Source organism: Tenacibaculum xiamenense (genome assembly GCF_964513065.1).
In the GTDB taxonomy this organism is placed as follows: domain Bacteria; phylum Bacteroidota; class Bacteroidia; order Flavobacteriales; family Flavobacteriaceae; genus Polaribacter; species Polaribacter xiamenense.
The window spans coordinates 192450-208714 of record NZ_CAZEQU010000033.1 but is presented as its reverse complement, the minus strand read 5'-3'; the positions used below and the strand labels follow the sequence as shown (position 1 = coordinate 208714).

At 31.2% G+C, this 16265-nt stretch carries 10 protein-coding genes; 5 read left to right on the top strand and 5 right to left on the bottom strand.

Annotation, left to right across the window (positions count from 1 at the left end; genetic code table 11):
* Positions 1 to 287: 287 nt before the first annotated feature.
* The 5 genes from ACKTTV_RS12000 to ACKTTV_RS11980 all read left to right on the top strand — a co-directional run bounded on the left by ACKTTV_RS12000 (position 288) and on the right by ACKTTV_RS11980 (position 8466).
* Entirely contained in the window at positions 288 to 542 is a 255-nt protein-coding gene (locus ACKTTV_RS12000; protein ID WP_408031079.1) for a hypothetical protein, read from the top strand.
* Positions 543 to 688: 146 nt separating this feature from the next.
* The gene (locus ACKTTV_RS11995) at positions 689 to 1489 is read left to right on the top strand and encodes a carboxypeptidase-like regulatory domain-containing protein (RefSeq protein WP_408031078.1); all 801 of its coding nucleotides are present in this window, start codon (positions 689 to 691) and stop codon (positions 1487 to 1489) included.
* A gap of 57 nt (positions 1490 to 1546) precedes the next feature.
* Entirely contained in the window at positions 1547 to 3031 is a 1485-nt protein-coding gene (locus tag ACKTTV_RS11990; protein ID WP_408031077.1) for a S41 family peptidase, read from the top strand.
* 122 nt (positions 3032 to 3153) lie between these two features.
* Positions 3154 to 6822, top strand: a complete 3669-nt coding sequence (purL, locus tag ACKTTV_RS11985) for a phosphoribosylformylglycinamidine synthase (RefSeq protein WP_408031076.1) — start codon at positions 3154 to 3156, stop codon at positions 6820 to 6822.
* A gap of 222 nt (positions 6823 to 7044) precedes the next feature.
* Complete coding sequence (locus tag ACKTTV_RS11980; RefSeq protein WP_408031075.1) at positions 7045 to 8466, top strand: cytochrome P450; 1422 nt, start codon at positions 7045 to 7047, stop codon at positions 8464 to 8466.
* Positions 8467 to 8491: 25 nt separating this feature from the next.
* Here ACKTTV_RS11980 and ACKTTV_RS11975 read toward each other — a convergent pair whose 3' ends face one another.
* The 5 genes from ACKTTV_RS11975 to ACKTTV_RS11955 form a co-directional block, all read right to left on the bottom strand.
* Positions 8492 to 9679 carry a hypothetical protein gene (locus ACKTTV_RS11975; protein WP_408031074.1) on the bottom strand — a complete coding sequence of 396 codons (1188 nt, stop codon included), beginning with the start codon at positions 9677 to 9679 and terminating at the stop codon, positions 8492 to 8494.
* Positions 9680 to 9837: 158 nt separating this feature from the next.
* On the bottom strand, positions 9838 to 10584 hold the full coding sequence (locus tag ACKTTV_RS11970; protein WP_408031073.1) for a head GIN domain-containing protein: 747 nt from the start codon (positions 10582 to 10584) through the stop codon (positions 9838 to 9840).
* 70 nt (positions 10585 to 10654) lie between these two features.
* Positions 10655 to 13075 (bottom strand): ABC transporter permease, encoded by a 2421-nt coding sequence (locus ACKTTV_RS11965; protein ID WP_408031072.1) that lies wholly within the window; start codon positions 13073 to 13075, stop codon positions 10655 to 10657.
* 2 nt (positions 13076 to 13077) lie between these two features.
* Positions 13078 to 15495 carry an ABC transporter permease gene (locus tag ACKTTV_RS11960; RefSeq protein ID WP_408031071.1) on the bottom strand — a complete coding sequence of 806 codons (2418 nt, stop codon included), beginning with the start codon at positions 15493 to 15495 and terminating at the stop codon, positions 13078 to 13080.
* A 45-nt stretch (positions 15496 to 15540) separates the two neighbouring features.
* Positions 15541 to 16242 (bottom strand): ABC transporter ATP-binding protein, encoded by a 702-nt coding sequence (locus ACKTTV_RS11955; RefSeq protein WP_408031070.1) that lies wholly within the window; start codon positions 16240 to 16242, stop codon positions 15541 to 15543.
* Positions 16243 to 16265 lie beyond the last annotated feature (23 nt).

Genomic DNA, 16265 nt, shown 5'->3' with positions numbered 1-16265 from the left:
AACAATGTTTCATAATTTCATATACATTTAATTAAAAAATAATTCTAACAACTCTTCTTATTCTATTTTAACTTCGGAACAGAATAAACTAACAATTCAAAACACAAAATATCTTAGTTTACTAGCAATCAATCACTTCAGGGAAAACCCTTAGATACATAAGTACTGACCCTAGGTTTTAAACTAGTAGTAATGAGTATTTTATTTAACTAATCCACATTATATATTTGTAATATAGATACCCCCTACTGTTCTTTTTATTTTTAATTTTTAATATTTCCAGCTATATGACATTTAATAGTTATTTAAAGAAGAAGGAGTTTGATAGTAAAATAAATTTACTGGAAAATAATATCAAGAATTACCTATACGATAATGAGTATGAAGTTGATTCGAAAGATGTGAGAAATTTTGTTCAATGGAATCACACAGTGAAAGACCAAAAAATTGTGAGAATGATTTACCCTAATGAACATTGTAGTAATGATTTAAAAAAAATAGTAAGAAATTTTATACAAACTGAATTCAACGGGTTTGAATAAAGAAGAGATTCTACTTACTTTCTATTTGAATTATATTAACGAAAAAAACCATCAAACTTTTGTTTTGGTGGTTTTTTTATTCATTTAATCTGTAATATTCACAGATAATTAACTATATAAATTGGTTTAATTGCTATTTTCGCAGTATGCAAAATAAATACATACTTCTAATAACTATGTTGTTCATTGGCTTCATAGTATCAGCTCAAGATAATAAAGAGAAAAAGTTGAAGGGACAGATTGTTGATACTGAAACTAAAAAACCATTAAGTGCTGCTCATATTTTAAACTTGAATACAGTTAATGGAACTATTACCAATGAAAATGGGTTGTTTGAGTTAGTAGCGAAGGCAAATGACACGGTATTGGTTTCTTTTTTAGGATATTCTTCTATTAAAGTAAAAGTAACAAATGACCTTTTGAAAGGGAACGAGGTAGAAATTTCTTTATCTGAAAAGCCTGAAGAAATTAAAGAGATCGTAATTAAGTCAACAAAACTTATAGGTGTTTTAGAAGTAGATGTAAAACAAGTTCCAAAGGATAGATTTACCAGAATACATATTAATGGATTACCTCAAACTTATGAAGTAGGACGACCTCAAAAAATTAGTTCTCCTATAGCTAAGCTTTTAAATCCAGTAGATTTAGTCTATAATTTATTCGGAAAAAAACCAAAACAATTGAAAAAACTTCAAAAACTTAAAAAAGAAGATGATTTAAGGAAAATGTTGGCTGGTAAGTTTGACAGAGAGGTTATGATGGAATATTTACAAATGGATAGAGCTGAATTGCATAAATTATTAGCAGACTGCGATTATTCTGAGTATTTTATAAAGAAAGCGAGTGATTTACAATTAATTGAAGCTGTTTTAAATTGTTACGAAAATTATAAAGCAATCAAGAAAGGTAAAATTGAAAGAAATAGAATAAATATAGACAATAAGTAGGGAATTCTTATTGAGGGTTGTTTTATTATAACGTAAAACAATCTTTAAATAATGAATATGAAAAAAATTAAAAGCCTACTACTCTTATGTTCTGTTTCTCTAATGTTTTTTGGATGTGGTGGAGATGATGGTGTTTCGGACAATCCAACTCAAAATGTAGAATTACGTAACCCTATAAATAATTTTACTTGGAAAGCTATGAATTCTTGGTATAATTGGCAGGACAAAGTAGCAAACCTAGATGATACTAAAGATGATAATATAGATACTTATTACAGTTACTTAAACTCTTTTGCTACTCCAAATGATCTTTTCGAATCTCTTATTTACCAAAAAGGTGAAGTAGATCGATTTTCATGGTTTATTGAAGATTATATCGAACAAGAACAACAATTTCAAGGAACTTCAACTAGTTTTGGTTTTAGCCCTAGAGGTGTTAGAACCAGTACCAACAGTATAATCATGGTAGTTACCCATGTATCTAAAAATTCACCCGCATCAGAGAAAGGAATTAAGCGAGGCGATATCATTCTTGGAATTAATGGACAAACCTTTAATGATAGTAATTATCAAACTGTTGCTCAAGGATTATATAATGATAATGCCGAATTTATTTTTGGAGAACAAGATGGTGTTACTGAAAAATCTAGAATAAGCTTAACTAAAAGACAAGTTAGTGATAATCCAGTTCACGTAACTAAAGTTTTCAACGATGTAAATGGCAAAAAAGTTGGATACCTTGTTTATAGCGGATTTAGATCATCCTATGACGAAGATTTAAACAATGCTTTTGCCACTTTCAAATCAGAAGGGATTCAGGAGTTAATATTAGACTTTAGATATAATGGCGGAGGATCAGTATTAAGCTGTGGATACTTAGCAAGTATGATTTATGGAGAAGGAACTGGACAAGATGTTTTTGCGAAAACAGTCTATAATAGCAAACACCAAGATCGTGGTTATACATTACCTTTCTTAAACGGTATTTTTCAATATGATGCTCAAGGAAACTATTTACAAGGGCAAGATATTCCTTTAAATCGTTTAACAGGTATTTCAAAAATTTATGTAATTACTTCATCTAGAACAGCTTCTGCAAGTGAAATGATTATTAATGGTTTACGTCCATACATAGAAGTAGTAACTGTAGGTAAAAAGACGTATGGTAAAAATGTAGGATCAATTACTTTATATGATGCTCCTGCTTCAGATTACACGGATAAAAGTGCAGCAAATAGTTCACATAAAATGGCAATGCAACCTATCACCTTTCAAATTTTTAATAAACTCGATCAAAGTGATTATACGCAAGGCTTCGAACCAACAATTGATCTAAATGAATTTGCTAGCTGGAATAATTTCTTAGCATTTGGAGACGAAAACGAAGTGCTATTAAAAGCAGTATTAGATAATATTAGCGGGCGTTCTTCAAGAGTACAGCTTTCTAATGACTTCGTTGAAGTTCTTCCAATGAAATCGGAAAATAGATTTGAAAACGAAATGTATTTCGAAAGTAATTTTGTTAAAAATAATTTCAAATAATACTTACCACTACATATTGAAAGCGAAAAGAGCAGTAAAATTTACTGCTCTTTTTGTGCTTCTATTTCGAGGAAAAGAACTAAATTTACACCTTTTTAAAACACACACAAACACAACTAATAATGATTCATTTCTTTGGAAACGTAAATAGCAAAGTTTTTGCTGTGCAAACAACAGAAGAATTAACTGCTGAAACTATTTCGAAGCTTACTTGGTTATTTGGAAACCAATCTAAAATAAACTTGGCGTCACTTGACGCCTTTTTTGTTGGGCCAAGAGCAGCGATGATTACTCCTTGGAGTACTAATGCCGTAGAAATTACCCAAAACATGGGGATTTCTGGAATTGTAAGAATTGAAGAATTTGAAACAGTTTCTGAAGATTATTCAGATTTTGATCCTATGATTTCTCAAAAATTCAACGGATTAAACCAGGAAACTTTTACTATTAATATTGAACCTGAAGCAATTTTAGAAATTGAAGATATTGCTGCTTATAATGAGCAAGAAGGTTTAGCATTAAGTGAAGAAGAAATTTCTTATTTAGAAGGAGTATCTCAAAAAATCGGAAGAAAGTTAACAGATTCTGAAGTGTTTGGGTTCTCTCAAGTCAATTCAGAGCATTGTCGCCATAAGATTTTTAATGGAACTTTTGTTATTGATGGAGAAGAGCAACCTACTTCCCTATTCAAATTAATTAAAGAAACTTCAAAGCAAAACCCTAACGATATTGTCTCGGCTTATAAAGATAATGTAGCTTTTATAGAAGGTCCAAAAGTTGAGCAATTTGCTCCAAAAAGTGCTGATGTTCCTGAATATTACGAAACAAAGGATTTCGAATCAGTAATTTCGTTAAAGGCTGAAACTCATAACTTCCCTACTACTGTAGAACCTTTTAACGGTGCTGCAACGGGATCAGGAGGAGAAATTAGAGATAGATTGGCTGGCGGTAAAGGATCTATTCCTTTAGCAGGTACAGCTGTATATATGACTTCTTACTCACGTTTAGAGGAAAGCCGTCCATGGGAGCAAGCAATGGATGAGCGTAAATGGTTATATCAAACTCCAATGGATATCTTAATCAAAGCATCAAATGGTGCCTCTGATTTTGGAAACAAATTTGGTCAGCCATTGATTTGTGGATCTGTATTAACTTTCGAACATGAAGAAGATGCTAGAAAGCTTGGATTCGATAAAGTAATTATGCAGGCAGGTGGTATCGGATATGGTAAGAAGGACCAAGCAATAAAAGATACGCCGAAGGAAGGTGATAAAATAGTAATTCTTGGTGGTGAAAACTATCGAATTGGTATGGGAGGAGCTGCGGTTTCTTCAGCAGATACTGGTGAGTTTTCTACCGGAATTGAATTAAATGCAGTTCAAAGATCGAATCCAGAAATGCAAAAGCGTGCTGCTAATGCTGTAAGAGGAATGGTAGAAAGCGAGGAAAACTTTATCGTTTCTATCCATGATCATGGTGCTGGAGGACACTTAAACTGTTTATCAGAATTAGTAGAAGAAACAGGTGGAAATATTGATTTAGATCAACTTCCTGTAGGTGACCCTACTCTATCTAATAAAGAAATTATTGGTAATGAGTCTCAGGAAAGAATGGGATTAGTTATTGCCGATGAACATATTGATACTTTAAATAAAATTGCAGAACGTGAACGTTCTCCAATGTATACAGTAGGAGATGTAACTGGTGATCATAGATTTACTTTTGAATCTAAAACTAATGGTAATAAACCAATGGATTTAGCATTGGAAGATATGTTTGGAAGCTCTCCTAAAACTATTATGACAGATAATTCTGTTGATAGAAAGTATGTTGAGTTAAACTACACTACTGAAAAGTTTAATGAATATTTATCTCAAGTTCTTCAATTAGAAGCTGTAGCATGTAAGGATTGGTTGACAAATAAGGTTGACCGTTGTGTTGGAGGAAAAGTAGCAAAACAACAATGTGTTGGAAGTCTTCAAATTCCTTTGAACAATGTTGGTGTTATGGCTTTAGATTATAAAGGAAAGGAAGGAATAGCAACTACTATTGGGCACTCTCCTATTTCTGGATTAATTGATCCTGAAGCGGGAAGTAAAAACTCTATCGCTGAAGCATTAACAAACATTGTTTGGGCTCCTTTGAAAGATGGTTTAAAATCGGTTTCTCTTTCTGCAAACTGGATGTGGCCATGTAGAAATGAAGGTGAAGATGCGCGTTTATATAAAGCTGTAAAAGCAGTTTCTGAGTTTTCTATTGATTTAGGAATCAACGTTCCAACAGGAAAAGATTCTTTATCAATGAAACAAAAGTATCCAAATGAAGAAGTTATTTCTCCAGGTACTGTAGTAATTTCAGCAGCTGCAAATTGTAATGATATTACTAAAGTAGTTGAACCTGTATTAAAAGCTAATCAAGGAGATATTTACTATATCAACCTTTCTCAAGATGAATTTAAATTAGGAGGAAGTTCATTTGCTCAGGTAATTAATAAAATAGGGAATCATGCTCCTACCATTAAAGATGCTGCTAAGTTTAAAACAACATTTAATGTTTTACAACAGTTAATCAGAGATGAAAAAGTAGTTGCTGGTCATGATGTTGCTTCTGGAGGTTTAATCACTACTTTATTAGAACTTTGTTTCGCTGATGTAAATGTTGGAGCTAATATCGATTTAACTTCTTTAAGTGAATCAGACAGTATAAAAGTATTGTTTGCTGAAAATTCAGGAATCGTTTTCCAAGCTGCTGATAATTCTGTAGAAGCTATTTTATCAGAAAATGACATTGAATTCTTTAAAATAGGATCAGTTACTGAGTCAGATCGTTTAAATATTAAAAACAATGCGGATGTATTTGCGTTATCAGTTTCTGAATTAAGAGATACTTGGTACAAAACTTCGTATTTATTAGATAGCAAACAAACGGCTAACGATTTAGCCAAGGATCGTTATGATAACTATAAGAATCAACCTTTAAAATATACCTTCCCTACCAATTTTACTGGAAAATTGGAAGATATTGTAGGCAATGTTTCTAACAGACCAAAAGCCGCAATTATCCGTGAAAAAGGATCGAACTCTGAAAGAGAAATGGCTAATGCAATGTATTTGGCTGGTTTTGATGTTAAAGATGTTCATATGACAGATTTAATTTCAGGACGTGAAACTCTTGAGGATATTCAGTTTATAGGTGCTGTTGGAGGTTTCTCTAACTCAGATGTTCTTGGTTCTGCTAAGGGTTGGGCTGGTGCATTCTTATACAATGAAAAGGCTAATGCTGCTCTTAAAAAATTCTTCGAAAGAGAAGACACTTTATCTGTAGGTATTTGTAATGGATGTCAGTTATGGATGGAGTTAGAATTAATTAACCCAGAACATAAAGTTCATGGTAAAATGGTTCACAACGATTCTAAAAAACACGAAAGTTCATTTACTTCTGTTAAGGTTCAAGAGAATAACTCCGTAATGTTATCGAGTTTAGCTGGAACGGAATTAGGTGTATGGATTTCTCATGGAGAAGGTAAATTTAATTTACCAGAATCAGAAGATCAATACAATATTGTAGCGAAATATGGTTACGAAGGTTATCCTAACAATCCTAACGGATCAGATTATAACACAGCAATGATGTGTGATAAAACTGGACGCCATCTTGTAACAATGCCACATATTGAGCGTTCTACTTTCCAATGGAACTGGGCAAACTATCCAGAAGGAAGAAAAGATGAAGTATCTCCTTGGTTAGAGGCTTTTGTAAATGCTAGAAAGTGGATTGAAAGTTTAAAATAATTTTATGAAAAATTATTAGGTTATTTGATATAAAAAACTCTATATTTGTAGATTGATAATATTAGTCTATTTTAGAAGGGTTTTAGATTAATAATATTTTCAAATAAGGCGCGGTTTCGCGCCTTATTTATTTTTTAAGCCTTTTTTCAAGTGTTTTTTTTCTCTTTACCTACATATAAAACACCTATATTTTACTTATATTCACTACTTTAACTTTAAGTAATGAATACCTCCAACCAAACCACGCTACGAACATTAAAAAATTTAAAAAGTCCTAAAGGCACAATACTTCTTGGACATATAAGAGAATTTAAAAAAAAGAATATCCACCTTACTTTAGAAAAATGGGCAAAAGAACTTGGTAAACTCTACACACTAAAATTCGGACCTTCAAGATTGTTAGTTTCTGCTGATGATCAATTTAATAATCAAATACTGAAACAACGTCCTGAAAATTTTAGACGTCTTTCGACAATCAATGAAGTTTTTGTTGAAATGGGACTTCATACTGTTTTTAATGCAGAAGGGGAATTTTGGAAAAAGCAAAGAAAGGTTGTCAACGAATCTTTAAATGTAAAAAGAGTCAGAAGCTACTACCCTATTATTAAAGAAAGAAATCAAAATTTAATCCATAAAATATCTTCATACGCTGAAGATAATCAACCTGTTGAAATACTCAATGAATTCGTGGCATTTACAATTGACGTAACTACTGAAATAGCCTTTGGCTATAAATTAAATACAATTAACAATCAGAAAGATCGCTTCCAAGATGAGCTTGAACTACTCTTTCCAAAAATTAATGAACGAATGTCATCTGCGTTTCCTGTATGGCGCTATTTTCCTTCCAAAGAAGATAAAATGCTAGTTCATTCATTGAATAAAATTAAAGAAATTGTTAATGGTTTTATTCAAGAAGCCAAAACAACACTTGAAAACGACACTTCTTTAGAAAACAATCCAACTAATTTTTTACAAGCAATGCTAATTGAAAGTAAAAAGGAAGGAAGTGTTTTTGATGACAATGTTTTATATGGAAATGTCGTCGCAATGTTACTTGCTGGCGAAGACACTACTTCAAACACCTTAGCTTGGACTCTTTTTTATCTATCGCAAGAACCTCTATTTATAGAAAAAATACGCGAGGAGGCTCAGAATACCTATTCTTCAGATGTTCCAGAAAATTATGAGCAAGTTTCATCACTGAATTATGCTAAAGCGGCTGTACAAGAAGCCATAAGAATGAATCCAACTACACCAATATTAATTTTTCAAGCGAATAAAGATGTTACTATAGACAACCTTTTTATTCCGAAAAATAAAACGATTATCTTACAAAATAGTTACACCCCAAAAACTGAAGAATACTTTTCTGAACCAGAAAAATTTGATCCTAATCGATGGATTTCTTCTTCATGTCCATACCAAAATCACTCCCCAAAGTCCATTAAAGCATTTGGCGGAGGAGCAAGATTATGTCCAGGTATGCATTTATCTGTTATAGAAATGACGTCAGTAATATCAGGGATTTGCAAGAATTTTGAAGTAAAATTAGAAGGAGATCCAAAAGATATAAAAGGAAATTTTGCCTTTACCGTAAGCCCGGAGAATTTAAAATTGACGTTTAAAAAAAATGGTAGTTAGCGCACTAACTACCATTATATATTGATTAATTTCGAATTCTATTTCGTGATATAATCGATTTTAATTTTTGTTTAACATCTTTTCCAACATCATAAATCATCTGCTCATTACTAGGGAAAGGAACCGCTCTCAATGCTAATAAATTTATAAAGCTATCTTCAAGGGCTCTTCTATCTCCATCGGAAGTAGCATATGTGTGTTCAAAAATGAACTCACTCTGCAATGGAAAAGACTCCAATAACTGCTTGCTGGCGTTATCAAAATATCTTACTTGGCCCACAACCTGAACAGATTTAGATTGAGTAAATCGATAAAAATTACATCTAGCAGTAATAAATTTATCCACTTTAATTTTATTTCCTAAACTATCCTTCTTTACATTACCATTGGCATCAACCGCATATTTAAATCCATCTTTTATTTGTCTTTCTTTCACAAATTCCTTTTCATAAATATGTTCTGGAGAAATAATAATATCTCTAAACAATAATTCGAGTGTATAATCATACTTTAGCCTTGGTTGCATTTCATTATGATATACTGTCCAAAAATCGTTTAAATGATAGGCTTCAAAATTTAACAAGTCGTCCTCTAATCTTGTTGGAATTACCTTATCTGTTTTATTTTCAAGAGAAACAAAAACAAAGTCAGTTCCAATTTGATGGCACTCGTTCATCAAATTTCTAACATCTTTATAATTAGGATTAATTTTATCAATGTATTCAAATTCCTTATAGGCAGCCCTGTAATCCTGCTTATTTCTCGAATCAAAAACAGATTTTGCCCTTACATATAAGTATTCTGATAGATCATTTTTTGCTGCTATAATATCTTCGTCATAATTATTAAAATTAAAAACAGCATTTCTTCCAGTAGAAATAATTTTCAAGGGTAACAATGGTCTAATCTTTTCCTGTCTTCTCTTTAAACCATTATAAACATTAAAGATTTCTTCTAAATTTTCGGGATTGCTATCTCTTCTTAAAAAGTCAATTTTAGAAAGATCTCTTGAAGTTGCTTTAATAAAAGCATCCTGTAGCATAACCACATAAGGTTGATTTTTTTCCTTAAACTTATTACTTACCAACTTTTTAACCGATAACTTTATCGCTTCATCATAGTTTCCTTTATTAATAGCCTCTTGAGTTGATTTTACACTACTACATGCGTAAATCCACAAGCAAACCGCCATCAACAGCATTGTTTTTCTCATAAAATAGTATAGTTTCGTTTATCTGGTGTTTCAAAAAAGATACCAAACTTTTATCATTTGACAAAACTATACTATTTTAAATTTACTTACTAGACCAGATCTAAATAATTGTTTATTTATCTCGATAAAGAATTGTACTATCATTTTTATGATAAGTACTACATTACTTTACTTATTGTAGATTCTCCAATAACAATCCCTTTTTTTAAACTAGCTTCTCCTTTGTACAATATTTTAGCCTCTCCATAAGAAGTTACTTTTACTCTTTCAGAAGCATTTACTTGATAAGTTCCATCTCCGTAAGCGGTTACTTTAGTTTCTTTAGAAGCAATATCATAAGCCATAACTTTACTAGCTCCATAAGCAGTTATTTTTTGTTTGTTTACACTCCCTTTTTCTAACTTCAGATAACTTTCTCCATAAATTGTGGCACTTAATCTATCAACATCTATTTCGTTTATTGTTACTTCGGAATCTCCATAAATGCGAAGCTTGCATTCCTCTTGTTTTACAGGTGTTTCAAAAGTGATTTTTTCTTCTCCTCTTACAGAAAACACTTCAACTTCGGAATACGTTATTGTTAGCACTACTACTCTATTTTTATACAACGGAACTTTTCTTTTATACCCGTCATGATATACTTTCTTATTTTTAGTGTATGTTTTAGCTCCTTCTAAGTATACTTGAAGTGTTCCATTCTTTACTTCATATTTAAACTTATCTCTTGCTACACTAATATCTTCAATTACGATACTAGGAGTGTTTCCTTGTTTAAAAACAGCTTCAATATGTGGACTTACAATAATTTTATTAAAATTCTTATTAAGTTCAATACTTTCTTGAGCGGATGCTATGATACTCATCAAGAATAATAGCACAAAAACAGAGGTGAATTTAAGCTTCATACATTTAGATTTTAATGATTGATATAAAAAAGACAATTCTTTTTTTCATTTGTGACACTTTAACTAACGTTTACTCAAACTTTAAGTATTTGATTAAATTTACTTTAGTAGCTAAATAAGCTTTTACCCCTACAACCATAAATACTAATAGCGTTAGTACAACTGGCGTAATTATATAAGGTGAAAACGGCATATCAATTCGGTATACAAAATTTTCCAACCAGTTTTGCATAAAATAGAAGCTCAATGGAATAAGAACAACAGTAGCATAAATGGCTATTTTTAAAAACACTTTTATTAACTGGAACATAATTTCCTGTACCGAAGCTCCTAATGTTTTACGAATTGCAACCTCCTTTAAACGTTGTTGAATGGTTAAAGTTGCTAAAGCAAATAACCCTAATAAAGATATTAAAATAACGATAGTAGTTAAGATAGTTAACATCGTTTTTTGCTTTTGATATTTTGTAAATGTCCTTTGAAAATTTTTATCCAAAAATTCATGAGTAAAAGGGTAATCTTGTTCAATATTTTGTTTCCAATACTTTTGAACGAACTTAATAGTTTCCTGAATGTTTTCAGGTTTAATTTTAAGCTGGATATTATAAAAATTATACTGTTTCATCCATCCAAAAGTATTCCAGTGAAAAAAGAATGTTGGAGGAATTTCTCTTTGGAGTCCAAATACATGGTAATCTTTTACCATTCCTACAACATTGTACTTATTATCATCTTCAGGAGATAGGTATCCAACTTCTATCTTCTTCCCTATTGGATCATTATAAATTCCTAACCCTTTTGCCATTGCTTCGTTGATCAGAATATTTTTAATAGTGTCTGATGCAAATTTCTCCTGCAAACCTCTCCCTTTTACAATATCTATCTTAACCATATCTAGGTAATTAAAATCAATAGCATTTCCGTTAGAATTCACTACTTTTTCTTTGTAGTTTGTGTTCGTAGAATTTGAACGACCTCCATTTGGAACGAAAAAATTACTGGTAGCCTCTATGATATTTGGGTGCTTTACTAATTCTTCTTTAGCCACTAAATATTTATCATATCTTTCTGAACGATTGTCATTCATTTGTACTAAAAGAACTTGTTTTCCAGAAAAACCTAAGTCTTTCTCCATCATATAATTTACCTGTTTATAGATAATGATAGAAGCTGTAAGGAAAAAGCCTGAAATTAAAAATTGAAGTCCTAACATAATATTTCTTATTATGATTCCTCTTCTACTTCTTGTAATATTTCCTTTTAACACTTCAGAAGATTTGAATCTTGATAGCTTAAAGGCAGGTATATATCCAATGATTAATGATAACACAATGGTGGTTAAAAATATATTAAAGATTACTCCTACTTCATCAACTAACGTAATGTCTTTTATCATAAATTCATTGAAAGAAGGTAATACCAACTCAACTAAAATTAAAGAAAACACGAAAGCAATTGTACCTTGAAGTAAAATTTCGGCAGTGTATTGGGTTATGAGAGAAGACTTTGATATTCCTAATGTTTTTTTCACTCCTACTTCCTTAGCACGTTGCTCTGCAGAAGCAATAGAAAGGTTGATAAAGTTTACACATGAAATGATTAGAAGTAATACTCCAAGTGAAAGTAATATAATAATAAGTTGGTAGTTTCCTTTTCCTTCTGGTCCTGCATCCCCTGTATAGGCTTTTAAACGAATGTCTTCAAAGCTTTCTAAGAGAATTTTTGTTCCAAATTTTTCAGCCCATTCTTCGGGAGTAATACCATCTTCCTCCGCTTCTGGTAGCACTTGATTTTTATACCAAACTTGATTCATTTTATTTTGAATCTCCTCAACTTTACTGTTTTTTGTTGTTTTTACTAAGAGCCCATATGAATAACTCCCCCAGTTCCCTTCTGGATATTCATTAAATTGAATAACCAAATCTGGTTCCATATAGTGCTTTCCTTCTATATTGAAAACAGTAGTAATTGTAAAAATTCTTTCATCAAAACTTAAGGTTTTTCCTATTACGGACGTAGTACCAAAATATTGTTTAGCTAAAGTTTCTGAAATAGCAACGTTGTTCTTTACCTCCTTAAACTTTGCTATTGAGCCTTTTGTGATTTTAAATGGAAAAAAGTCAAAGAAAGAAGCTTGACCTTCCATAATCTTATTTGTATAGTGTTTTTTCTTTCCAGTATCTATAAGTTTTGAGCTATACCACGATCTACTCATATAAATATCTACAACTTCCGGTATGTCATTTTTATAGGCTGGTCCTTCCATTGTGGTACTGGTTGCCCATATATCTCCGTGAGACATATCATGAACTACACGATAAATTTCACTCCTTTCTGAATTTTCTTTGTTATATGATTTTTCATCATTAAAGTAAAGAAGTACAAGAACTAATACTCCTAAACTTAATGTTAATCCTGATATATTTACAATTCCATTTAACCAATTTTTCTTTTGGTTTCTGAAAAATATTTTAAACCATGTTTGGAACATAATTATTCGAATTTTAAATGCTTAATTAAATCTATTTTGGTTGCTTTAAATGCTTTGAATCCTACTACGAGAAATACTAAAGTCAAAAGAATAGAAGGTGTAATTAAATAAGGCCATAAAGGCATGTTGATTCTATAAACAAAATTATTTAACCAACTTTGCATAAAATAATATGCTATTGGAATTAATAAAGCTGAAGCCAACAGCGTTATTTTAAAGAATACTTTAACTAAATGAAACATGATATCATTGACTGAAGCACCTAAAGTTTTTCTTATAGCCACTTCTTTTAATCGTTGTTGTATTGTTAAGGTTGCCAAGGCAAATAATCCTAATAGAGCAATTGTTATTACAATGATAGAAAGGATAAAAAACATCGTTTGTTCTTTTCTATACTTTTTATAGGTCTCGGCAAACTTCTTATCTAAAAATTGATATGTAAAAGGATACTTTGCGTCAATATTGGTTTTCCAAAATGTTTCAATTTCGCTAATTGTTTGATCTATATTATTTGGTTTTACTTTGAACTGAATTGCCGAAATCCATCCTTTTGCATGGTTAAAATCTTCCCAAAGCACCAAAAACATAGGGCTAATTTTAGTATCAAAACCATCAAAGTGATAATCTTTTATCATTCCAATTACCTCTAAAGAAGGCTCTTCATCTTCCTGCCAACCTAATCTTACCTTTTCACCAATTGGTTTTTTATAGATTCCTAATTGCTTTGCAGCTGTTTCGTTTATAATAATTTTATTAATACTGTCCGAGGCTATTTCTTTTGAAAACTTTCTCCCTTTTAATATGGTAAGTTTAGCAAAATCTATATAATCATAATCGATCAGATTAGATGCACAATTGAATTGCTTTTCATTAATTAAATGCCTTAATGAAGTTCCATTGACAAAACCTTCGCCCGGAACGAACATACTTGCTGTTATGGTAGAAATATTTGGGCTTTTTATTAACTCTTTTTTGGTTAACCTATATTTGTCATATTTATTTCCTATGCTGTAAAGGTCTAAGGTAATTACTTGATCTTTATCAAAACCTAAATCCTTTTTCATCATATAATTAACCTGAGAGCTAACAATAAAAATGCTAATTATAAAGAACCCTGAAATTAAAAATTGTAGCCCTAACATAGCATTTCTAACAAAATTTCCTTTTTTACTTTTAGAAACATTTCCTTTTAATACCTCTATTGATTTAAAGTTAGATAAGTACAACGCAGGAGTTAATCCTATTAATAATGACGTTATTACAACTACAATGAATAGTAATGAAATAGACTTTGGCTGTAAAATTGAAATTTTAGTCTGCATGAATTCATTAAAGAAAGGAAGTGCTAGCTCAACAATGATCATTGCAAATAAAAACGAAATTACCCCTTGTATTACAATTTCAGACATATACTGAAACAATAAACTTTTTCTTGTGAACCCAAGAGTTTTTTTCACACCTACTTCCTTAGCTCTTTGATTACCAGATGCAACGGATAAATTAATAAAATTAACGCAAGAAATAATTATTAACAAAGTAGATAACCCAAGAAGAATCATAATTAGTTGATAATTTCCTGTTCCACTTGGTCCAGCTCTTCTAGCAGTAGGATGCAAGTATATAGTATCCAATTTATCTAATAGAATAGTAGGTATTCCAAATTTTTCATTAAACTCTTCAACACTCACCCCTTCTTCTTCAGCAAATCTTCTGTAAACATCAACAAGTATTTGCTCCATTTTTTTCTTTACATGCCCTAAATCACTTCCCTGAGGTATTTTACAAAACAATTCGTGATTGTGATTTCCCCAATGAACTTCAAACGGAGCTTCGAATTGCATTAATAAGTCAGGTTCATAATGAGAGTTCTTAGGAATCTTATATACACAGGTAACAAAGTAATTATCTCCGTTAATCTTTACTGAATTCCCAATCGCATTTTCTCCTTTAAAAATGCGCTCTGCGTAGGCAGTTGACAATGCTATATTGTTTCTTGTTTCCGCGAATTTTTGAGCTGATCCTTGTACAATTTCAAATGGGAAAAAATCAAAAAAATGTGGTTCTGTACTTATTGTCTTATCGTTAAATTCTGAAACATCATTATACTGAACAACTCTACTTTTATAAAACGGCCTTATCATAATGGCCTCTCTAACCTCAGGTATCTCTTTTGGATATGTAAGATACATTCCTGGGTTGACTGTATACCATACTTCTCCTGATTTTGCTTGTTTAATATTTACTCTGTAAGTAATATCCTTATTAGGATTCCATTGATTATAGCTCTTTTCTTCATTCAAGTAAAGGATTACTAAAAGCAAAGCTGAAAATCCTAAAGTTAGCCCAGAGATATTTACAATTCCGTTTAACCAGTTTTTCTTTTGATTTCTAAAAAATATTTTAAACCATGTTTGAAACATATGACCTTATTTGGTTGTTATTCTTTTATTGACTTTTAATACTGATTACTTTACGAGTACATCAATTTTTTGTTCATTCTCTTTTTGCGAAACAATTTCACCGTCCTTTAACGTAACAATTCGTGAAGAAAACTTTGCGTCGTATGAAGAGTGTGTTACCATTATTATTGTTGCACCTGCCGAATGCAATTCAGTAAGTAGTTCCATTACATCATTACCACTCTTACTATCTAAGTTTCCAGTAGGCTCATCTGCCAAAATAATTTTTGGGTTTGTAACTAAAGCTCTAGCAACGGCAACACGCTGTTGTTGTCCTCCTGATAATTGTAAAGGAAAATGTTTTGCACGATGAGAGATTCCCATTCTATCAAGCATTTTGTTAACTCTTTCCTTTCTTTCAGAAGATTTTACTTTATTGTAAATTAAAGGGAGTTCTACATTTTCAAAAACGGTTAACTCATCGATTAAATTAAAGTTTTGAAATATAAAACCGACATTGGCTTTTCTCAAACCTGCTCTTTCTTTTTCACTATATTTTGATACTTCTTCTCCGTCAAAAAGATAGCTGCCATCTTCAGGAGTATCTAATAAACCTATTATATTTAACAGTGTTGATTTCCCACAACCAGAAGCTCCCATTATAGATACAAACTCCCCTTTTTCAACCTTTAACGACAGTCTATTTAAAGCTGTTGTTTCAATTTCTTCTGTTCTATATACTTTTACTAAATCTGTTATTTTTATCATAATTAATATTGTGTTTCGTTTGT